Below are 20553 nucleotides of genomic sequence, written 5' to 3'. Positions count from 1 at the left end.
CTGTGGTGTTTTCCGGATGCCGGCCAGCGGCCGGCACTACGTGATCCTGGGATGCCGGCCAGCGGCCGGCACTACCGTTATGCGGCGCGTCGCAGGGTTTCGGTCAGCGACTCGATGCTGGCGGCCTTGGGTTTGACCAGCCAGAACTTGCCGATGTAGTCGCGGAACTCGTCCAGGATCTGCTGTGCCCAGATGCTGCCGGTCAGCTCGCGGTGGCGGCCGATCAGGCGGTGCAGGTGCTGGCGGTAGTTCTCGAAGCCTTCGGCGGAGACGCGATGGATGTCGATCAGCTCGTGGTTGTAGCGGTCGACGAAATCGCGGTCCACGTCCAGTACGTAGGCCAGGCCACCGGTGAAGCCGGCGCCGAAGTTCAGCCCGACCTTGCCCAGCACCAGCACCACGCCATCGGTCATGTACTCGCAGCAGTGGTCACCAGCACCTTCCACCACCGCCAGCGCGCCGGAATTGCGCACGGCGAAGCGCTCGCCGGCGCGGCCCGCGGCGAACAGCTCGCCACCGGTAGCGCCATACAGGCAGGTGTTGCCGATGATGGCGGTGCTGCGTGCCTCGAAGCGGGCGCCACGCGGTGGACGCACCACCAGCCGGCCGCCGGCCATGCCCTTGCCGACGTAGTCGTTGGCTTCGCCTTCCACTTCCAGGTGCAGGCCGCCGACGTTGAAGGCACCGAAGCTCTGCCCGGCGCTGCCGCGGAAGCGCAGTTCAAGCGGTGCTTCGGCCATGCCCTGGTTGCCGTGCGCGCGCGCAACGGCACCGGCCAGGCGCGTGCCGATGCTGCGATCGGTGTTGTGGATCAGGAAGCGGTGCTCGCCGCCACGCTTGTGCTCGATGGCCGGCGCCAGCAGGCCGTCCATCTGCGTGGCCAGGCTGTCCGGCGATTCGTACAGGCGTTGCGCCGCGCAGTGGCTGCCCTCGTAACGGCTGTCGGCCAGCAGGCGCGACAGATCCACGCGCACGCCGTCGCGCGGTGCGGCGTCGATCTGGCGCAGCAGGTCGGTACGGCCCACGATTTCTTCCAGCGAACGCGCGCCCAGGTACGACAGCCAGCCACGCACTTCCTCGGCCAGCAGGCGGAAGAAGTTCTCCACGCGCTCGGGCTGGCCGGTGAAGTGGTTCTCGCGCAGGCGCTCGTCCTGGGTGGCCACGCCGGTGGCGCAGTTGTTGAGGTGGCAGATGCGCAGGTACTTGCAGCCCAGCACGATCATCGGCGCGGTGCCGAAGCCGAAGCTGTCCGCGCCCAGCAGTGCGGCCTTGACCACGTCCAGGCCGGTCTTCAGGCCGCCATCGGTCTGCAGCAGGGTACGCCCGCGCAGGTCGTTGGCCAGCAGCGCCTGGTGCGCTTCGGCCACGCCCAGCTCCCACGGCACGCCGGCGTAGCGGATCGAGCTGACCGGCGAGGCACCGGTGCCGCCGTCATGGCCGGAGATGGTGATCAGGTCCGCACCGGCCTTGACCACGCCTGCGGCAATCGTGCCGACGCCGGCATGGCTGACCAGCTTCACCGACACCAGCGCGGTCGGGTTGACCTGCTTGAGGTCGTAGATCAGCTGCGCGAGGTCCTCGATCGAATAGATGTCGTGGTGCGGCGGCGGCGAAATCAGGCCGATGCCCGGACGCGCATAGCGCAGCCGCGCGATCAGTTCGTTGACCTTGTGCCCCGGCAGCTGGCCGCCTTCGCCGGGCTTGGCGCCCTGCGCGACCTTGATCTGCAGCACCTCGGCATTGACCAGGTATTCGGCCGTGACGCCGAAGCGGCCCGAGGCCACCTGCTTGATCTTGCTGCGCTTGGCGGTGCCATAGCGTGCGGGATCTTCGCCGCCTTCGCCGGAATTGCTGCGGCCGCCGAGGCGGTTCATGGCGATGGCCAGGGCCTCGTGCGCCTCCGGCGACAGGGCGCCGAGGCTGATCGCTGCGGTATCGAAGCGCGGGAACAGGGCGCTGGCCGGGGCGACCTCGTCCAGCGGCACCGGCATTGCGGCCGGCACCAGTTCCAACAGGTCGCGCAGCGCCGAGGGCGGGCGCGCGTGCACCGCATCGCAGTACTGCTGCCACGCACGCGGGTCACCGCTGCGCGCGGCGCGCTGCAGGGTGGTGACCACGTCGGGGTTGTACATGTGGTACTCGCCGCCGTGCACGTACTTCAGCAGGCCGCCGACATCCACGTCCTGCTGCGCGTCCCACGCCTGCGCGCACAGCTCGCGCGCGTCGGCATCCAGGCGTGCGAAGCCGGCGCCGCCGATGCGCGAGGCGGTGTCCGGGAAGCACATGTCCACAACCTCGGGTTCCAGGCCGATGATCTCGAACAGCTGCGCGCCGCGATAGCTTGCCACCGTACAGATGCCCATCTTCGAGATGATCTTCGACAGGCCCTTGTAGATGCCCTTGCGGTAGCGGCGGCCGATCTGCGACTGCTCGCCGCCCTTGCTGAGCTTGAGGATGCCGCGACGGCCCAGGTCGAACAGGGTCTGGTAGGCCAGGTACGGATACACCGCGGTGGCACCGAAGCCGAGCAGGCAGGCCATGTGGTGCGGGTCGCGCGCGGTGCCGGTTTCGACGATCAGATTGACGTCGCAGCGCAGCCCCAGCCGCGAGAGGTGGTGGTGGATGGCGCTGGTGGCGAGCAGGGCATGCACCATCGGCCGACCGGCCACCGGGTAGCGGTCGGACAGCAGCAGCATCACCATGCCCTGGCGCGCGGCCTGCTCGGCCTCGCTACAGATGCGCTCGATGCCGGCACGCAGGCCCTCGTCTTCGCTGTAGGACAGATCAAGCAGGCGGTTGGCCTGCACGTACTGGTCCATCTTCAGCAGCTGACGCAGCTTGCGCTGGCTCAGCACCGGCGAGTTGAGGATGACGTGGTTCACCGTCTCCGGGCCGGCATGGAAGATGTTGGTCTCCTTGCCGAGCTGGGTGGACAGGGACATCGCGCAGTCTTCGCGCAGCGGATCGATCGGCGGGTTGGTGACCTGCGCGAAGGCCTGGCGGAAATAGTCGTACAGCGGACGGCTGCGCTGGCTCAGCACCGCCATCGGTGTGTCGTCGCCCATCGAGCCGGTGGCTTCCTGCTCGGTCTCGGCCAGTGGCCGCAGCACCTGTTCCACTTCCTCGCTGCTGAGCTGGTAGAGCTTGTGATAGCTGCGCAGGGTGGCTTCGTCGAACGGTTCTTCCACCAGCGACGGGTCGATCAGTTCGGTCTGCAGGTAGGTCACGCCCTGCTGCAGCCACTGCTTGTACGGCGCGCGACCGCGGTTGATGCGGTCCACCGCGTCCGAATCGAGCAGGTCGCCGCGCTTGAGGTCGATGGCCACCATTTCGCCGGGGCCGAGCTTGCCCTTGCGCACCACGCGCTCGGTCGGCACTTCCCACACGCCGGCTTCGGAGGCGACCAGGAAGTGGCGGTCAGCGGTGAGCATCCAGCGCGCCGGGCGCAGGCCGTTGCGGTCCAATGTACACACCGCATAGCGGCTGTCGCAGGCGACGATGCCGGCCGGGCCGTCCCACGGCTCGCTGTTGAGGCCGTGGAATTCGTAGAAGGCGGCCAGGTCGGGGTCCTTGAACTCCAGCGACTGGGTGGCCGGCGGCACCAGGATGCGCAGCGCCTGGATCAGCTCCATGCCACCGGCAACCATCAGCTCCAGCATGTTGTCCAGGCTCTGCGAATCCGAACCGTGCATGGAGATCACCGGATCGAATTCGGCGATGTCGAAGCGCGGCGTCTTCCACACCTTGCTGCGCGCCTGCGCCCAGCGACGGTTGCCTTCGATGGTGTTGATCTCGCCGTTGTGGGCGAGCATCCGGAACGGGTGCGCCAGCGGCCAGCGCGGCAGCGTGTTGGTGGAGAAGCGCTGGTGGAACACGATCGCGCTGGAGGCCAGTTCGCGGCGTTGCAGGTCGGGGAAGAAGCGGCTGAGCTTGTCCGGCAGCACCATGCCCTTGTAGCTGATCGCATCCGGGGTGAGGGTGGTGACGTAGAAGTCGGCATGGTCGCGCAGCTGCTGTTCGCTGCGGCGACGGGCCAGGAACAGCGCCAGCGCGAAGCCGGCATCATCCTGGCCGACGCCGGCATCGACGAACACCTGCTCGATGCGTGGCAGGGTGTCGCGCGCCAGCTGGCCGCAGACGCTGTCGTCGGTGGGTACCTCGCGCCAGCCGGCGACCTTGCAGCCGACCGCTTCGACCTGCGCCTGCAGCTGCGTGCGGCAGGCGTGTGCAGCCTCGGCATCGTGCGGCAGGAACACCAGGCCGGCAGCGAAGCGTGCGGCGACGGCGATGCCGGCTTCACTGGCCAGCAGTTTCAGGAACGCATCGGGGCGGCGCAGCAGCAGGCCGCAGCCATCGCCGGTCAGGCCATCAGCGGCGACGCCGCCACGGTGGGTCATGCGCGAAAGCGCGGCGATGGCGGTATCAACCAACAGGCGCGAAGGTTGATCGTCGAGCTGGGCGACCATGCCAAATCCACAGGCATCGCGCTCGGAGCGCGGGTCGTAAAGCCCTTGGCGGTTGCGGGGGGCCATCTCTACCTCGATGCGTATAGGGTTGGCGGCGACACTCGTCCCCGCTCATTCCCTGGAGCGCATCGTGAGGCCACCGGATGCCTCGACTAGATCACAGGTTGCTGCAGCGCCGCAATACACGGTTGCAGGTGCAACAGAACGCGCCGGCATCCCGTGCCGGCGCGCGGTCGGGCTCAGCCGCAGCGCACGCCGCTGACCAGGCCCTTGTCGTCCACTTCGATGTTCAGGCGGTCGCCGAGGAACTCCATGGTGGCGACGTCATTGGGCTTCATGACGCGCAGCTGGTGGGCACCGGCATCTTCCTGCGCCTGCTTGCCCAGCGCGTCTGCGTAGGCCTGGCCGACCAGGCTCTGCACCTGGCTGGCATCGCAGGTGCCGACCGGCGGTGCCTCGGTGGCCTTGCCGGTTTCGTCGGCCGGCGCCTTGGCGGCTTCGGCCGCCTGCTGGGCATGGGCAGTGGCCGAATCCTGTTCATCCAGCGCCGGAGCCTGGCAGGCGGTCAGGGCCAGCACGGCCGGCAGCAGCAGGGCGGAGAGCGAACGGGCGCGAATCGGGAACGACATCATGACTCCGGAAGGGATTGTGAAAGCCCGAGCATAGCGGCGAACCGACCCTCACGTGTTTGTCTTCTGTTATCGACAGGTTCGCGGCATCGCGACGGCGACACTGCGGTCATGCCAACCTCCTCTACCCCCGAACGACAGGCCGCGCGCGCGGCCGGCCTGCGCTATGTCGATGACACCCAGCCAGGCATCAGCCGGCGTCGCGCCGGCAAGGGCTTCAGTTACCGCGATGCCGATGGCCACGCGGTTCGCGATGCCGCCACCCTGCAGCGCATCCGTGCGCTGGCGATTCCACCTGCGTATACCGCCGTGTGGATCTGCGCCCACGCCAATGGCCACCTGCAGGCCACCGGCCGCGATGCGCGTGGACGCAAGCAGTATCGCTACCATGCCGATTGGGCGAAGGAGCGCGATGCCGGCAAGTTCGACCGCATCATCGCCTTTGGCGAGGCGTTGCCCACGCTGCGGCGGCGGCTGTCGCGCGATCTGAAGCAGCCCGGCTTCCCGCGCGACAAGGTGCTTGCGGTGGTGGTGGCCCTGCTGGCCGACACCCTGGTGCGGGTGGGTAACGAAAGCTATGCACAGGAAAACAAATCCTACGGGCTGACAACGCTGCGCAACCGCCACCTGGACCTGCTGCGCGGTGGCCGCGTGCGCATGCGCTTCCGGGGCAAATCCGGGCAGTTGCACGAGGTGGTGGTGGGCGATCGGCGGCTGGGCACGCTGGTACGCGGCATCCAGCAGCTGCCCGGGCAGGCGCTGTTCCAGTACCGCGACGACGAAGGCGCGCTGCAGCCGGTGGATTCCGGCGCGGTGAACGACTACCTGCGCGAGGTGATGGGCGAAGACTTCACCGCCAAGGACTTCCGCACCTGGGGCGGCACGCTGGCGGCGGTACAGGCATTGGCCGCCACCGAACTGCCGGAACCGGCCAGCCAGCGCGCGCTGGCCAAGGCGCAGCGTGAAGTGGTCTGCCAAGTGGCGGCACGGCTGGGCAACACGCCGGCCGTGTGCCGCAAGGCCTACATCGACCCGTGCGTGTTTGCCGGCTGGGAGCGCGGTGAGCTGGCCTCGCTGGCCGGCCTGCGAGGCCCGCGGCAGTGGGAGCAGGCCACGCTGAAAGTGCTGCGCCGGGCGCGGCGGCTCAGTCGCAGTCGTCAGCCGCAGTAGATCGCAACGATGTTGTTGGTCCGGCCCTTTTCGATGGTCAGGCGGTCGCCGCCTTCGCTGGCCGGCGGCACCCGCGGCCCGTCATGGCGCAATACCCGTACGTGCAGGCTGTCGCTGTCCACGCGTGCGCGGGCCACGGTGGCGTCCGAGGCGGCCAGGCCCACCGCGCCGCGCACCCTGTCGCTGTGGCACTGGCCGGAGATCACGCCGTCGATCGGCTGCACCTGGGCCATCGGCGTGCTGCTGCAGGCGGCAAGGGCAAAGCAGGCGGCGGCGGTGGCGATGGCAAGTTTCATGGCGGCGCTCCTGGTGTGATTGCGTGCAGGGTGCGACGTCAGACGTGGTGGCGGAATGAATGCCGTGCACATCGTGGACACGGCGCGCTCACCGCCGCCAACAGCGTGGGTGGAGACACTGCAGGAGCGGCATGGGCCGCCCTCCGGTAGTGCCGGCCGCTGGCCGGCAGCCCCTTTCCCTCCCGAGGAGACCTGCATGGCCACCACCAGCAAGACCCCCGCCCGCCGTAAGGCATCGCCGAAAGTGCGCAAAGGCAGCACCCCGACCAAGACGGTCGCCGACCCTGATCGCCCGCGCGTGGTGAAGACCGCAACCCGCAAGGCAGCCGCCAGTGATCCACGGGCGGCACGCGTCGCTGCACGGCAGCGGCGCCTGCAGGACCAGGAGAAGGCCAAGGACGCGCGCGCGGCCAAGAAGGCAACGAAGAAGACCGCCACCCAGGCCGGCGCACGCCGGCAGCCGGAGGCGATGCCGGCACAGCAGCTGGCCAAGCCCGGCCACGAGCACGAACTGGAGCTGGCGCCCCGTTTCCTTGCGCCCGACTACACGGGCAGCGGCAAGCTGCAGGGCATGCGTGCGATCGTCACCGGTGGCGACTCCGGCATTGGCCGTGCGGTGGCAGTGTTGTTCGCGCGCGAAGGTGCGGATGTGGCGGTACTGCACCTGGACGAGGCCGAAGACGCGGACATCACCCGCCAGCACGTGGAACGCGAAGGCGGCCGCTGCGTGGTGATCGCCGGCGATGTGCGCGATCCGCGTTTCTGCAACAAGGCCGTCAAGCAGGTGGCCAAGGCGTTCGGCGGCATCGACATCCTGGTCAACAACGCCGCGTTCCAACTGCACTGCGAGCGCCTGGAAGATCTGGAGGATGCGCATCTGCAGGAGACCCTGCAGACCAACATCGGCGGTTACATCCAGATGGCGCGTGCGGTACTGCCGCATCTGGGCGAAGGCGCGAGCATCATCAACACCGGCTCGGAAACGGGGATCTTCGGCAGCAAGGCGCTGATCGACTATTCCGCCACCAAGGGCGCGATCCATGCGTTCACCAAGGCGCTGGCCAGCCAGCTGCTGCCGCGCGGCATCCGCGTGAACTGCGTGGCGCCAGGGCCGGTATGGACGCCGCTGAACCCCGCCGACAAGCAGGCCGAAGACGTGGCGGAGTTCGGCAAGGACAGCGACATGGGCCGGCCGGCACAGCCTGAAGAGCTGTCACCGGCGTATGTGTTCCTGGCTTCGCCGGTCTGTGCAAGCTACATCAGCGGGGCGATCCTGCCGGTGATGGGTGGGCCACGCGGCTGAGTTGTGATGGTTCCCGCCTGAATCCGGCGGGGCAGCGAAGGTGTGCGACCTGTCAAAGGCCCCACCGTGCGATTGGGGTAGGCTGATCCTGTACCGACCATGTTCAAGGACCGACCATGCCCGAAATGGATATCAATGCCGCAGCCAACGAGGTCGTCGCCCTGCTGCGGCGGAACGATGCGCGTGCTGCCGCCACCCGCCTCCAGGCCCTGCACGACGGCCAGAGCGCAGTGGTGCAGGAATCGCTGGATCGCTATATCTCGGCGCGTGCGGCCGCCGAGCTTGAGGGCCTGCGCCGGAACGGGGGCGTGGCCGCAGCCGATGCAGCTACGGTGAATCCGATGCTGGATCGCTTGGGCGAGGCGACGCGCCCGCCGCGGATGCCCGATGCTGCCGAGACAGCGGGATTGAGCCAGGCCCAGCAGTACGACGTTTATGGCAGCATCGTGGCCCAGCGCGGCAACATCGCAGCGAACGATGCAATGGCAACCCAGGACCGCGTGGTGCTGGGGTTGCGCGATGAGAACCGCACGACCGAGGCGCGCGGACGTGGGGTCTACGATGACCGCATCGTGGTGCTGTGGAAGGATGCGCAGGGCCGCGGCCATGTGCGCGAGTTCAACCAGGCCACGACCGAGCCGACCGCCCAGTACGACGGCCATGCCAAGACCGCGCCGCGCAGCCCGGGCTTTGGCAATGTGGCGCCGCGTACCAAGACCGAGGGTGAGGATGTCAACGGCGACCGGGTCAAGGATCTGGGGCGCCTGGGCGAGGGCACCACCGAGATGCGCGCGACCACCCATCCGCGCAATGGCCATCCCGATGAGTTCGCGCTGCGTCCTTCGCAGGACGCGATCACTGCGGGCGCCGGACGGGTGGAGCGCGACAGCAATGGCGATGGCTGGTTCGATGCGCGTGATACCCAGGGCGTGCAGGACCTCAACGACACCTTCAAGATCCATCGTGGCAGCCGGTCCAACACCGATTCGGCCGGTTGCCAGACCATCGGTGGCGGCGAGTATGACGACTTCGTGTCGACGGTGCGCGGCACGCCTGGGCAGAACCGCTGGCAGTACGTGCTGACCTCGGTTGCACCCGGCCAGACGCGCGAATTGGGGCAGGACGTGCCGCTCGCGGCCAACGAGGACCCCCGTCAGCCGCAGCATCGCGATCATGCCCTGCAGCAGCAGAGCAGTACGCGCCTGCAGGCCCTGGGCGGACGCTACGCCGAGCATGCCGAGGACTACAGCCTGGTGATGCTGCGCGAAGCGAAGGCCGCGGGCATCACCCGGGTCGACCAGATCGTGGCCAGCAATCCCAGCGCCGGCCGTGCGGCGGGCGAGACACTGTTCCTGGTGCAGGGCAGCCCGGGCGATCCTGCGGCGCTGCGCGCAGGGGTCAATGCGGCCGAGGTGCGCGAGACCGCAGTGGAATCCAGCGTGCGCCAGCTGCAGCAGCAATCGCGCGAACAGGCTGCACCTGTGCCCGCGCCGGCACAGCAGCAGGAAGCGCCGGCGATGGGAGGGCGTTGATCGATGATCCGATCGCAGCTGACGCCGAGCGTTCCATTGATGCTGCTGCTGGCCTGCAGCGCCTGCGCGCCCGCTGGAGAGCGCGTCGCGCCGGTGGCGCCCACTGCCAGCTCGGCCGCGAAACCGGAGACCCTGCCTGCGCAGACCCTTCCCACGGATCGCGGACTGCCCGCATTGCCCAAGGCTTCCGGCAGCGTCCATCCCGGCGGCCGCTACGCTACGTTGCCCGAACCTGCCAGGCAGGTGCTGGCGCAGTTGAAGTGCAACGTGGAGAGCGCCAGCAAGGTGCAGGTGCTCTCCATTCCCGCGCAGGATGGCCAGCAGGATTTCATGGTTACTGATCGCAGCGGGCCGCGCTTCCGCTATTGGATGCGGTCGTTCTCCGGCAGTGGCGGTATCACCGGCTATCTGGTGCAGCTGCAGGGCTGCCCGGCAACCACCACGGGCATGCGCGCCTACATCGCACAGGGAGCCGCACCGCTGCAGGATGTCACCGCATCCATCCTGGCGCAGGCCGGGTTGCCCGATGCGGCGACCCTGACGGCCTACGAGGACAAGGGCGCGGGCGATCTGTTCGCCTTCATCGGCGTGCTGGACAAAGTGCCCGTGCTGCGTTGGGTGGCCGAAGCCGACCCCGAACAGCCACTGACCGCCGATGCACGCAGCTTCGACCATGGCAATGCCATGCACGGCGGTTTCCTGCGCTGGAACCAGGATCACTTTGAAGTGTCCAGGACCGTGCCGGCCGGGTTATGGCCCTGCGATGACAGCCCGCTATTGCCGTGCCAGGGCGACCCGTTCGTGACCGGGCGTTGAGGCATCGCGCGCATAGAAATCGGCAATGCGTGGAATGAACTGCTGTGGATTGGCACCGACAAGATTGGTCAGTACCACCACCGCCACGCCGCGCTCGGGATAGACCACGAAGGCCGAGCGCGCACCGCCGATACCGGCCACCTGAAGGTCGGGCGATGCGTGCAACACCGGCCAGCCACCCGCCCACGGGCCGGCACGGCCATCCGCCAGGCGCTCTACGCTCCACATCCGCCGCAGGGCCGTCTCCGGCAGCAGGCGGCCTTCGGTCAGCGCGACCAGCCAGCGCGCGGTGTCGTCGGCGGTGGTGAGGATGCCGCCACCCGCCCACAGCGAAGGCGGTATGTCGTAGAACCAATGCGACAGGCGGGGCGGCGCATCTACATCGTCGGTGGCACGCGGGGCCAGGCTGTACATCGTCGCAGCATCCGGAATCAGGTCGTAGCTGTCGCCGAAGGTGGTGCGGGCCATCCGCGCGCTGCTGAACTGGCCGGTGGCGAGGAAACGTTCGTAGGGCATGCCGGATTGCTGCGCGATGATCCGCGCCAGCAATACGTAGTTGGTCTGGTTGTAGGCGAAGCGCTGCCCAGGCGCCGCTTCCAGCGGTCGAGCTGTCACCGCCGCCCATGCCTGTGCTTCGGAACCTCCGCCCAGCAGCCCGTTCGCATCAAGGATGTCCGGAAGGCCGGAGGTATGCGCCAGCAGCTGGTGTACGCGTACGTCTCTCCACGCTGGCGGAAGATCAGCCAGATATCGCGAGGCCGGCGCGTCCAGATCCAGCTGCCCTTGCTGAGCCAGCTGCGCGGCAGCCACGCCGGTAAACGCCTTGGTGGCCGAATTGAGCGGGAAGCGGGTGTCCCGCGAGGCAAGCACGCCGTTCTCGACGTTGGCCAGGCCGTAGGCTTCGGAGAGCACGATCTGCCCGTCCTTGACCACCGCGACCTGCAGCCCGGGGATGCGCTGCTCCAGCATGATCTGGCGGATCAGGCGGCGGGTCTGGTCGTTGGCCTGGTCCTGGCTGGCAGAGACGGCGGCGAAGGGCAGGGCACTGATGAGCATGAGCACGACTCGGAGCGTTGGGCGGAACATGCGGAATTCCAGCGGGCGTTGCGAATCGGATGCAGACAGCGCATCGAAGGTTTAAGCGCTCGGTGCCCTACCGTTCGTCGGCCCGTGACTTCCGGGGGGTTGACTACAGCTGTCGTCAAGCTGACAGTGGCGACACGTGTAGTCAAGGGAGTGGTGTCATGCGCGGCAAGACCATCGGGGACCAGGAACTGGCCCTGCTGCAGTACATCGATGAACATGCGCCGGCCAGTGTCGGCGAGGTCGCCAGTGGCTACGGCGAGGCCCGCGGGCTGGCCCGCTCCACTGTGCTGACGATGATGGAGCGCCTGCGGGCGAAGGGGTATCTTCAGCGCCGGCAACAGGACGGTATCTACCGCTACCAGGCCACCCGCGGCCCGCAGAGCGTGCTGCAGGGCGCGGTGGCGCAGTTTGTCGACAACACCCTGCAGGGCTCGGTGTCGCCGTTCGTGGCCTATCTGTCGCAGCGGCAGAAGGTCAGCGACAACGAACTGGCCGAACTGGAAGCGCTGGTCGCCCAACTCCAATCGCGTCGCCACGAGGGCTGAGCCATGGACACCACGATGCTGATCCCGATGCTGGAACGGCTGGGCTGGACCAGCCTGCAGACCGTGCTGCTGGTAGCCCTGGTATATGGCGTGTGCCGCGCGCTGCCGTCACTGTCGGCGGCGACCCGCTGCCGCCTGTGGTGGCTGGTATCGCTGCAGGCCGTGCTTGGCCTGTTCTGGAGCCAGCCGCTGCAGCTGGCCTGGCTGCCCGCACCGCAGGTGGTGGCGATGACCGCAACCGATGCGGCTGCCGACGTGGTCTATCCGCTGGCCCCGGAAGCCTCGGCGCAGCTGCTGGCGACGATACCGATGCCTGCAGCAGACACGCCAGCAGTGGCGTGGTGGGTCATCGCACTGGCCGGCCTGTGGATGTCCGGCGTGCTGTTGACGGCCCTGCGCACCTTCGGTGAGTGGCGTCGCTGTCGCGCGCTGCTGGCAGCGGCCTATCCCTGCGAGGACCAGGCGTTGGTGCAGGCCCTGCAGTTGGCTTCCGATGCACATGGTGTGCGGCCTGCGCCGCGGTTGTGGATGAGCACGCAGGTGGACGCACCGCAGCTGGTCGGTCCGTTCCGCCCGGTGCTGCTGTTGCCGGCGGGCGAGAACGCCCTGCAGGGCGACGCGCTCGACCTGGCCCTGACCCACGAACTGCAGCACCTGCAGCGGCGGGACCTGCAGTGGGGCCTGCTGCCTGCGCTGGCCCAGCACCTGTTCTTCTTCCATCCGCTGCTGCGCCTGTCGGTGCGTGAATATGCACAAGCGCGCGAAGAAGCGGTGGACGCAGCGGTGGTGGGCCAGCACGCTGCCAGCCGCCAGGCCTATGGCCGTCTGTTGCTGCAGCTGGGGGTGGCACCGCAGCCGCACCTGGGCGTGGCCAGTGCCGCACCGGATGCCACCAGCCTCAAGCGTCGCCTGCTCTCGTTGCAGCCACGCCGTGCCTGCCCCCGCATCCTGGCGATGGCGTTGACGGCGGCCGTGGTACTGGTGGGTGTGGCGCCGATGCGGCTGGTCGCTGCGCCGGTACCGCCGGCACCGCCCGCGCCACCGGCGGCACCCAAGGTCGTGGCGCCACCACCGCCGAAGGCTCCCAAGGCTCCGGCCGCACCGCCATCCGCCGCGGGCGTGCCGGCGGCCCCGGCCGCGCCTGCAGCACCGGCCGCGCCGGCCGAACCCGCTGACGCGACCGGGCCCGACGATGCCGATGTGGCCGATGTCGGCGACGCCACGGGCATGGCCGAAGACGATGAAGGCACGACGTCGGCCGCCACCTCCATCACCACCTACGGTCGCCTGGACCTGGGCAGGTCGCCCCGGGAGGCCTTCGTTCTGGTTGATGGTGATTCGACCTTCGCCAACGGCGGCATGGACGACGTGACGGTGGCCCGCAGGCAGCTCGGCAAGGGCCCGGCGTTGTGGTTCCGCCAGGGTGACAAGCGCTACGTGGTGCGTGACCCGATGCTGATCCAGAGCCTGCAGCGTGCCTACAGCGGTGCCGTAGAGCTGGGCCGCCAGCAGAGCGAACTGGGCCGCCAGCAAAGCGTGCTGGGTCGCCAGCAGGGCGAACTCGGCAGGCAGCTGGGTGAAATGGGCCGCCTGCAGGGCGAGCAATCGCGCCGCATCGCACTGATCGCCGCCGAGGCCGCGCGCAGTGCGATGGCCGCGCATGACATCAATCGCGAGGCGGCGGCGGAAGCGGCAAAGGCGGCGCGGGGCGCGACCTACGATGTGGCCGTTGCCCGCGAGGCGGCACGTGAGGCCGCCGCACAGGCACGTCGTGCGATGCAGGACGTGGACAACGAAACCGCGCGCGCCAGCGACACCCGCGAGATGCAGCGCCTGGCCAGCCAGCAGTCTGAACTGGCCAGCCGCCAGGCAGCGCTGGGCAGCCAGCAGGCCGCGTTGGGCGAGCGCCAGGCACGCGTGCATGCCCAGGCGTCGCAACAGGCGCAGCAGGTGATCGCGCGCGCCCTGGCCAGTGGCAAGGCCGAGCGACTCTGATCGGTAGTGCCGGCCAGCGGCCGGCACTACCCTGGGGCGATCAACCGCAGCTGGCGCGCTCGATCCGGTTCTGCGCATCCACCTGCACCGTCACGCGGTCCTGGCGGAAGTCCATGGTCACCGCCATGCCCGGCTTGACCACCCGTGCACCGCGCGCGCCGCTGGCGGCCACCAGCTTCTTGATGGTGGCTTCGTCAGCCGTCTTGCCGGTGAAGGCCTCGAGCGCCTCCGGCCTGCATTCGTGCGCGGCGTCGGCCACGGGCGCCGGCGTGGGATCGGGGGCGGTGCTGCCGCCGGCGTGACTGCAGGCGGCCAGTGGCAGAATGGCAAGCAGGGCAAGCGGATTGAGGCGCATCGTCGGGCTCCAGGCGTGGATGGTGGTGGCAGTGTCACCGCTGCCACCGTCAGGGCATGTCAACGCGGCCCCGTGTGTCATTACCGCCCGACCAGCGCCAGTGTCTCGCGCTCGCGCTGTTCCTCGCGCACCAGCCGCTGCAGCAGCAGGGCCAGGGTCACCACGTCCTGGTGGTTGTGGTCGGCCACCCGGCGCAGGTTCACCGCATCGCCGCCGCGCAGGAAGCGCAGCCATGCACCGGGTGCTTCCGAGCCGGGCAGGTCGTCCTCGCGCACCACGCGCAGCAGCTGGCGTTCGATGGTGGACAGCTTGCAGTTCCCCCAGCTGCCGCGATAGCGACGGCGCGTGGGGTAGAGCAGGTCGACATGGTCCAGTGCGGTGATCGGGTCCGGCTGCCGGGCCAGCCGGTAGCGCGCCTTCAGCAGCGGCGCATCGTAGCTGCGGCCGTTGTAGCTGCAGAACACGGTGGACGGTTGCAGCCAGCGGGCAAAGGTGGCCAGCATCGCGTCCTCGGCGGCCATGGTGGCCATCAGCAACTGGCGGATGCGCAGGCCCTCGCCACGCTGCGGGCACACATGCCAATCGGCCGCGCCGATCATGAAGGCACGGGTGCCGGTGCCGCCGGCCAGGCCGGTGGTCTCGGTGTCGAAGAACAGCAGATCGCGTGCAGCCACGTGCTGGTCTTCGCGCTTGGCGAAGGCCAGCGACAGCGGGGCAGTTGGGATCGGCTGAGGTTGCAGCGATTCGATCAGGAACAGACCCGGCGCGATTTCCTCGCCCGGCAGCTGGCGATCCTGTGCGCTGGCACGTGCCGGCGTGGCGCCGCTCCGCGAGCGCATGCCGAGCAGGCGATGCAGGCTGCCCACTTCCGGCCGCCGCAGTTGGGCCGGTGTGTGTGCCGATGTGGCAGCCGCAGCACCTGTGGGCTTGTGGCGGATCTCCTGCTCGACCCAGGCGAACACCGAACGCTCGGCCGGCGGTTGCTGCGCATCGTTGGCGGCCGGTGGTGCCGGTGGCGCAGGGGCAACGTCCGACGCCGCCGGCGTGGCCGCTTTAGGGTCGCCGGCCTGCTTCCGCAGCAGGCGCAGCTTGTCCAGGCTCAGGCTCACGGTGCCAGCAGCTCCATCGGGTCGCGTGCGGACGCCACCACGTCGGGCACGTGCCGGCAGGCCTCGGCGTCGAACAGGTCGAGCACGCGCAATGCCAGCGCGCGTGGCGAGGTTTCATCCTCTTCCTGTGCAGCCAGCACCGGGCCCACGCAGGCCGGGCAGCCGGCCTTGCAGTCGCAGCGTTGCACCAGTTCACGCGCGCGCTGCACCAGCTCCGCCTGACGCTGCCACAACGGCTCGCTGAGGCCAACGCCACCGGGGAAGTTGTCATACAGATACACAGTGGGCACGAATTCCTGCAGCAGTTCGACCACGCCAGGATCACCCTCGCTGCCGCGCAACTGGCCACGGCCGCTCTGGTCGGCGATCGCAAACCAGGAACCATCGCCGTTGCCGACCGACTTCTGCAGGTCGCGCGCATCGGCCATCACCGCCACGGTGGCGACGATGTGCAGCGCATACGCCGCACCGAGGAAGCCATCGAGCGCATCCTGCCTGCTGGCGAAGGCGCGCAGCAGCAGTGCCTGCGGCAGCTGCCACCACACTGCGGTGGTGTGCAGTTCCTGGTCGGGCAGGTTCACCGGACCGTAGCCGATGTTTTCATGGGTGTAGTAGCGGATCTTCTTGTAGCCGGCCACGCGCCGCACCACGTGCACTTCGCCATGGTGCGAATCACCGCGCCCGGCCACGCCACCATCGAAGCGGTCCAGCACCTTGAGCTTGGTGAAGTCGATGCTGTCGGTGTAGTAATCCACATGCGTGCGGGTGACGTAGGCCTTGCGGCCCTCCCAGTCGAGCGTCTCCACCTGGTAGGGCGTGGACTGCACCATGTGGATGGCGCCTTCATACAGCGTGAGCGCAGCGGCGGAGTAATCGACCTCGGCGATGATCTGCTGGCGGCCGTCGCTGCGGTCGACCACCACGAAGTTGCCATCGGCCACCGCGCGCAGGCTGACCGCGTTGGCCGGATAACTGTCGGCGATCCATTCCCAGCGCTCGCCTTCGCGGTGGATGACTTCGGTTTCGGCCAGCGCTTCCAGGAACACTTCCGGGTCGATCGGGCCGAAGCCATCGCCGACCCGGAACGGCAGTTCAAAGGCCGCGCAGCGAATGTGGTCGAACAGGATCAGCGGCTGGTCTGGCGCAATGCGCGCATGTTCGGGCGAGGCTTCGGCGAAGAAGTCCGGGTGCCGCACCACGTACTGGTCCAGCGGCTGCGAACTGGCCACCATCACACCGAGTGCGGGTTGCTGGCGGCGACCGGCACGGCCGAAACGCTGCCAGGTGGCGGCCACGCTGCCGGGGTAGCCATTGAGGATGACCACGTCCAGGCTGCCGATGTCCACGCCCAGTTCCAGCGCCGAGGTGCTGACGATGCCATCGATGTTGCCGGCGCGCATCGCACGCTCGGTCTCGCGGCGTTCGGTCGGCAGATAACCGCCGCGGTAGGCGCGGATGCGGGGCGGCTTGCGCGGGTCGTGGTCGAAGATGTCCTTCAGGTACTTGGTCAGCACCTCGACCATCAACCGGGTCTGCGCGAACACCAGGGTCTTCAGCCCGGACTTGATCGCGATGCGGGCGATGCGGTTGCTCTGCGAGCGCGCCGAGGCACGCAGGCCCAGGTCGGGGTTGATCACCGGCGGGTTCCACAGCAGCACCTGCTTCGGCCCGGTGGGCGCACCGGATTCAGTGATGGCAGTCACCGGGGCCTCGATCAGCGCTTCCGCATGCGCCTGCGGGTTGCCGATGGTGGCCGAGCACAGGATGAACTGCGGTTGCACGCCGTAGAACGCGCAGATGCGCTTGAGCCGGCGCAGCACGTTGGTGACGTGGCTGCCGAACACGCCGCGATAGGTGTGCACCTCGTCGATGACGATGTAGCGCAGGTTCTCGAAGAACTGTGCCCACTTGGTGTGATGCGGCAGGATGGCCTGGTGCAGCATGTCCGGGTTGGACACCACGATGTCGCCATGCAGGCGGATCGCCTGCCGCGCATCGCCGGGGGTGTCGCCGTCGAAGGTGAAGGCCTTGACGCCGAGATCGCCGGCACGATTGAGTTCCAGCAGCTCGGCCACCTGGTCCTGGGCCAGTGCCTTGGTCGGGAACAGGTACAGCGCCTTGGCCTTGTCCTGCATGGCCGCGCTGACCACCGGCAGGGTGTAGCACAGCGACTTGCCGCTGGCGGTGGGGGTGACGATGGCCACGTGCTCGCCGCGCTGGCTGGCCTCCCAGGCTTCGGCCTGGTGGCTGTAGAGCTGCTCGATGCCGCGTGCCTTCAGTGCAGCGGCCAGCGCCGGTGGTACCGAGTCGGGAACGGGCGCGTAGCGGCCTTCACGGCCGGGAATGGCGAAGCTGCCGGTGATGCGGTCCTGGTAGCGGCGCTGCAAGCGCGCGCTGAGCAGGGCGCCGTCGCGGGCGGGCAGGCCATCGCGGGTGGCGAGCTTCTGCTCGGCATCGGCGGTGCGCTTGGCGAGTTCGTAGGCCATGGAAGAGGGAGGGAGCCGGGACGGATTGCGAGGGGTCACATGGCACCACATCCGTGTCTCAGGATGTGAGACACCAGCATGGGAACGAGTGAACCGTTCAGTGCCACGGGGCGGGACGCTGCGCGATGTCCGCGTCAAGCGCGCGGCGGCGGAGCAGGAACTGCACGGTGCAGACCACGATCTGCACCGCGTGCCAGCCCGATGCCAGCACTGCGAGCCCCCCCCAGCCATAGGCAGCCGCCCATGCAGGATCCGGACGGAGCGGTGGCATTCCGCCAGTGCCGAACACCAGCACGCACAGGAGCAGGCCCAGCCATGCCAGATGCCACGACCCTCCTGTGGGCGGATAGTGCCGTCGGTCGCTGGCGAGGCACCATGCTGTCCCTGCGCCCAACACCCATCCATCACAGGCACGCACCTCCAGCACCATCGAGCGCCCGTGGGAGAATGCCGCAGCGTGCTCCCATTCCGCTGGAAGCTGCACACGCCGGTCATTGCCGAGCAACCACACCCGGGATGTCTGGGCAGTGCGTTGGTAGGCGCGCAGGCGTCCGCGAACCTGCAGCACGCGCTGAGCTGTCGCGGGGCTGTTGCGGCGAGGGAGTGCCAGCCAGGCCGCCAGCCCGGCGATGGCGAGCAACGGCATGGCCAGCAGCCCTGGGGCGCCAGCGGCGGCCCACAACGCCAGTGCGGCAATCACCAGCGGGGAAACGCGCAGGCCGGGTCCCCGTCGCATCGAAACTTCTTCGGGGGTCTCCAGGCGCTCGCCACAGACGCGGCTGGTGGCCGCATCCGGCCGTGCAGCAGCGATAGTGAAGCCATTGAGACGCACCACCATGGCCACGTTCTCACCCAGTACGACTTCAGCTTCATTGTCTTCCGAGACGTAGGGCCATGCCTGTCTTGGCACCAGCACGGGAATGCCACCCAGAAAGCCGTCACCGATCGGGAAGCTGTTCCGCCACGTCCCACCGGCGAAGGCGCCATGCAGCCGCTTCACCTGGTCGTCGTGGTCGCAGCCGGTCAACGCGCGCACTGGTGCCAGTGCCCTGTGTTCGTCCGCGTCCAGCGTCCGCAGCGTGCTGCCCCGGCGCAGCGAGGCGATGCCGGCGCGGACACGTGACGTCCATTCGACTGCGCCCGCGATGACCATCAGGCACACGACCGCCAGACCAACCAGTACTGCTGCGCGCGACATCAGCAGGCGACCTGCCGGCGCGGCAGGCGTGTGGAGGGAGCTGTCATCAGCGTGGGTCTTGACGGGAAACCCGCAGGATGCCGTCCCCATCCCACGGGGGGAATGAAGCTCATTGCAAACTTCAGTGTCCGGGCCGCGCAACGATGATGCGCGACACAGCCTGAATGCCCCCGCCGATGCCAACGAAATCTGAAGCCGGCATCCGTATGCTTGGGCGCTGGACGCAACCAAAGGGTGGATGGCTGTGGCACGACGTGGAACGCAGGGAGCACTCCTGGCCGGCATGCTGCTGACCGGCATCGTACAGGCGCAACAGGCTGCGCCGGTGGCGGTGCCCGATCCTGCACCCGTTCCCCCTGAAGATGCGCCGCCTGCCCCCACCGCACCGATCTCCACCACCTTGCCGCAGGACAACGTCACCACCCTCGGCGAAGTGCGTGCGCTCAAGCCCGATGACGAGCCGCTGGACCTGTACCGCTTCAAGAACCCGGTGAAGTTCGGCGATAACCGCTTCAGCCGCGACTGGAGCGAACCGCCATCGCCGGAGCAGGTCAGCATGGGCGGTGGCTACATCATGATGGGCGTGGTCAAGGGTGTGCTGGCGGCAGCCAAAGGCATCAACAAACTCACCGGCGGTCCCGACCAGATCCAGGCGGCCGTGGCGCGGCCACCCCCAGAGCTCAGTGCCGAACAGCAGCAGCGCGCGCTGCGGTTCTCACAGGAGCAGGATGCCGGCGACACAGCGCCAGTGAAGTAGGCCGGTATATCCTGCGGGCTCCCCCACCAGTAATGCTGTCATGTCCCTGCGTTCATTCTGCCTGCTGGCCGCGTTGCTGCCGGCCTCCGCCTTCGCGTCCGGTATCGCCGATGGCGGCGCCTGCCGCAATGGCGCGTTCCCCTCCCAACAGAGCCGGTTCGCGCTGGCGCGGGTGGTTGATGCACCGCGCCTGTACCTGCTCGGCGACATGGAGGGCTGCCCCGCCAAGGGCGAACCGGCCTGCCGCCAGCGCAGCTATGTGGTCAACGGCGATACGGTGGTGACCGGTCGCGACCTGGGCCGTTACCGCTGCGCGTTCTTCCCGAACAAGGTGGGCGGCAGCGCCGGCTGGGTCGACCGCAGCAAGCTGCAGCCGTTGCCGGCGGCCGTGCCCACGCTGCAGGACTGGACGGGCCACTGGAAAGATGGCGACAACGGCCTGCGCATCACCGTGCAGGGTGGGCAACTGCACGTGGATGGCGACGCTTACTGGCCCTCCGCCAACCCCACGCCGGAACAGCGCCCGTATGGGCCGAACCTGGGCCAGGTGGAAGCGCGTGCCACACCGCAGGGTGCCGATGTCGAGTTCGCCGAGGATACGTGCCGGGTGCGTGTGCACTCGCTGGGTGAGGTGCTGATCGTGGCCGACAACAGCGAATGCGGTGGCATGAACGTGCGCTTCAATGGCGTGTATCGGCGCGCGGGGAAACGTTGAAGGACGCATGAGGGTGGGGCTGGTAGATCCACGCCATGCGTGGATGCCGTTCGCGATCCGATCGGTGGGGTCAGAACCCTTTCGCTGGCGAAAGG

The 20553-nt window shown here is 68.5% G+C and carries 16 protein-coding genes; 8 read left to right on the top strand and 8 right to left on the bottom strand.

The window, feature by feature from the left end; all coding sequences use genetic code 11:
* Positions 1 to 77 precede the first annotated feature (77 nt).
* Both gltB and AC5P74_RS11140 read right to left on the bottom strand, forming a co-directional pair.
* Positions 78 to 4532: a glutamate synthase large subunit gene (gltB, locus tag AC5P74_RS11145; RefSeq protein ID WP_346607617.1), complete on the bottom strand. Its 4455-nt coding sequence runs from the start codon at positions 4530 to 4532 to the stop codon at positions 78 to 80.
* A 173-nt stretch (positions 4533 to 4705) separates the two neighbouring features.
* A complete protein-coding gene (locus tag AC5P74_RS11140) occupies positions 4706 to 5095 on the bottom strand; it encodes an I78 family peptidase inhibitor (RefSeq protein WP_032954733.1) in 390 nt (129 codons plus the stop codon).
* A gap of 111 nt (positions 5096 to 5206) precedes the next feature.
* Between AC5P74_RS11140 and AC5P74_RS11135 the strand changes: the two genes are divergently transcribed.
* Entirely contained in the window at positions 5207 to 6265 is a 1059-nt protein-coding gene (locus AC5P74_RS11135; RefSeq protein WP_053497997.1) for a DNA topoisomerase IB, read from the top strand.
* Here AC5P74_RS11135 and AC5P74_RS11130 read toward each other — a convergent pair.
* On the bottom strand, positions 6253 to 6561 hold the full coding sequence (locus tag AC5P74_RS11130) for a hypothetical protein (protein ID WP_049438731.1): 309 nt from the start codon (positions 6559 to 6561) through the stop codon (positions 6253 to 6255). The two genes, AC5P74_RS11135 and AC5P74_RS11130, sit on opposite strands and share 13 nt — an antisense overlap.
* A gap of 196 nt (positions 6562 to 6757) precedes the next feature.
* On the opposite strand from AC5P74_RS11130, the gene AC5P74_RS11125 reads away from it, so the two are divergent.
* From AC5P74_RS11125 to AC5P74_RS11115, 3 genes are all read left to right on the top strand, one after another.
* The gene (locus tag AC5P74_RS11125; RefSeq protein WP_053497995.1) at positions 6758 to 7864 is read left to right on the top strand and encodes an SDR family oxidoreductase; all 1107 of its coding nucleotides are present in this window, start codon (positions 6758 to 6760) and stop codon (positions 7862 to 7864) included.
* Positions 7865 to 7980: 116 nt separating this feature from the next.
* The gene (locus AC5P74_RS11120) at positions 7981 to 9396 is read left to right on the top strand and encodes an XVIPCD domain-containing protein (RefSeq protein WP_346607618.1); all 1416 of its coding nucleotides are present in this window, start codon (positions 7981 to 7983) and stop codon (positions 9394 to 9396) included.
* 3 nt (positions 9397 to 9399) lie between these two features.
* A complete protein-coding gene (locus tag AC5P74_RS11115; protein WP_346607619.1) occupies positions 9400 to 10212 on the top strand; it encodes a hypothetical protein in 813 nt (270 codons plus the stop codon).
* Here AC5P74_RS11115 and AC5P74_RS11110 read toward each other — a convergent pair.
* Positions 10171 to 11268, bottom strand: coding sequence for a serine hydrolase domain-containing protein (locus tag AC5P74_RS11110; protein WP_206619822.1), 1098 nt, complete (start codon positions 11266 to 11268; stop codon positions 10171 to 10173). The two genes, AC5P74_RS11115 and AC5P74_RS11110, sit on opposite strands and share 42 nt — an antisense overlap.
* 188 nt (positions 11269 to 11456) lie before the next feature.
* On the opposite strand from AC5P74_RS11110, the gene AC5P74_RS11105 reads away from it, so the two are divergent.
* Together AC5P74_RS11105 and AC5P74_RS11100 are read left to right on the top strand one after the other, a co-directional pair.
* Entirely contained in the window at positions 11457 to 11843 is a 387-nt protein-coding gene (locus tag AC5P74_RS11105) for a BlaI/MecI/CopY family transcriptional regulator (protein ID WP_005421039.1), read from the top strand.
* A gap of 3 nt (positions 11844 to 11846) precedes the next feature.
* A complete protein-coding gene (locus AC5P74_RS11100) occupies positions 11847 to 13838 on the top strand; it encodes a M56 family metallopeptidase (RefSeq protein WP_329842722.1) in 1992 nt (663 codons plus the stop codon).
* A 40-nt stretch (positions 13839 to 13878) separates the two neighbouring features.
* On the opposite strand, the gene AC5P74_RS11095 is transcribed toward AC5P74_RS11100, so the two are convergent.
* The 4 genes from AC5P74_RS11095 to AC5P74_RS11080 form a co-directional block, all read right to left on the bottom strand.
* The gene (locus AC5P74_RS11095; RefSeq protein ID WP_171958004.1) at positions 13879 to 14193 is read right to left on the bottom strand and encodes an I78 family peptidase inhibitor; all 315 of its coding nucleotides are present in this window, start codon (positions 14191 to 14193) and stop codon (positions 13879 to 13881) included.
* Positions 14194 to 14273: 80 nt separating this feature from the next.
* Entirely contained in the window at positions 14274 to 15302 is a 1029-nt protein-coding gene (locus tag AC5P74_RS11090) for a ribonuclease H-like domain-containing protein (protein ID WP_329842721.1), read from the bottom strand.
* On the bottom strand, positions 15299 to 17788 hold the full coding sequence (locus tag AC5P74_RS11085; RefSeq protein WP_188239590.1) for a DEAD/DEAH box helicase: 2490 nt from the start codon (positions 17786 to 17788) through the stop codon (positions 15299 to 15301). The genes AC5P74_RS11090 and AC5P74_RS11085 overlap by 4 nt, the downstream gene beginning before the upstream one ends.
* 97 nt (positions 17789 to 17885) lie before the next feature.
* Positions 17886 to 18986: a hypothetical protein gene (locus tag AC5P74_RS11080; protein WP_346607621.1), complete on the bottom strand. Its 1101-nt coding sequence runs from the start codon at positions 18984 to 18986 to the stop codon at positions 17886 to 17888.
* A 238-nt stretch (positions 18987 to 19224) separates the two neighbouring features.
* On the opposite strand from AC5P74_RS11080, the gene AC5P74_RS11075 reads away from it, so the two are divergent.
* Both AC5P74_RS11075 and AC5P74_RS11070 read left to right on the top strand, forming a co-directional pair.
* Entirely contained in the window at positions 19225 to 19743 is a 519-nt protein-coding gene (locus tag AC5P74_RS11075; RefSeq protein ID WP_061479909.1) for a hypothetical protein, read from the top strand.
* Positions 19744 to 19783: 40 nt separating this feature from the next.
* Positions 19784 to 20458: a hypothetical protein gene (locus AC5P74_RS11070; RefSeq protein WP_053497980.1), complete on the top strand. Its 675-nt coding sequence runs from the start codon at positions 19784 to 19786 to the stop codon at positions 20456 to 20458.
* The last annotated feature ends 95 nt before the right edge of the window (positions 20459 to 20553 follow it).

It is taken from the genome of Stenotrophomonas sp. YJH_SMC_94-11, assembly GCF_059370435.1.
This window is presented reverse-complemented; position numbering and strand designations above follow the sequence as displayed.

Bases quoted from the DNA above. Each gene is read 5' to 3' on its own strand.
- AC5P74_RS11075 (WP_061479909.1), top strand. From the start codon at position 19,225: ATGGCTGTGGCACGACGTGGAACGCAGGGAGCACTCCTGGCCGGCATG.
- AC5P74_RS11105 (WP_005421039.1), top strand. From the start codon at position 11,457: ATGCGCGGCAAGACCATCGGGGACCAGGAACTGGCCCTGCTGCAGTAC.
- AC5P74_RS11100 (WP_329842722.1), top strand. From the start codon at position 11,847: ATGGACACCACGATGCTGATCCCGATGCTGGAACGGCTGGGCTGGACC.
- AC5P74_RS11140 (WP_032954733.1), bottom strand. From the start codon at position 5,095: ATGTCGTTCCCGATTCGCGCCCGTTCGCTCTCCGCCCTGCTGCTGCCG.
- AC5P74_RS11125 (WP_053497995.1), top strand. From the start codon at position 6,758: ATGGCCACCACCAGCAAGACCCCCGCCCGCCGTAAGGCATCGCCGAAA.
- AC5P74_RS11130 (WP_049438731.1), bottom strand. From the start codon at position 6,561: ATGAAACTTGCCATCGCCACCGCCGCCGCCTGCTTTGCCCTTGCCGCC.
- AC5P74_RS11115 (WP_346607619.1), top strand. From the start codon at position 9,400: ATGATCCGATCGCAGCTGACGCCGAGCGTTCCATTGATGCTGCTGCTG.
- AC5P74_RS11120 (WP_346607618.1), top strand. From the start codon at position 7,981: ATGCCCGAAATGGATATCAATGCCGCAGCCAACGAGGTCGTCGCCCTG.
- AC5P74_RS11080 (WP_346607621.1), bottom strand. From the start codon at position 18,986: ATGTCGCGCGCAGCAGTACTGGTTGGTCTGGCGGTCGTGTGCCTGATG.
- AC5P74_RS11085 (WP_188239590.1), bottom strand. From the start codon at position 17,788: ATGGCCTACGAACTCGCCAAGCGCACCGCCGATGCCGAGCAGAAGCTC.
- AC5P74_RS11070 (WP_053497980.1), top strand. From the start codon at position 19,784: ATGTCCCTGCGTTCATTCTGCCTGCTGGCCGCGTTGCTGCCGGCCTCC.
- AC5P74_RS11095 (WP_171958004.1), bottom strand. From the start codon at position 14,193: ATGCGCCTCAATCCGCTTGCCCTGCTTGCCATTCTGCCACTGGCCGCC.
- AC5P74_RS11110 (WP_206619822.1), bottom strand. From the start codon at position 11,268: ATGCTCATCAGTGCCCTGCCCTTCGCCGCCGTCTCTGCCAGCCAGGAC.
- gltB (WP_346607617.1), bottom strand. From the start codon at position 4,532: ATGGCCCCCCGCAACCGCCAAGGGCTTTACGACCCGCGCTCCGAGCGC.
- AC5P74_RS11135 (WP_053497997.1), top strand. From the start codon at position 5,207: ATGCCAACCTCCTCTACCCCCGAACGACAGGCCGCGCGCGCGGCCGGC.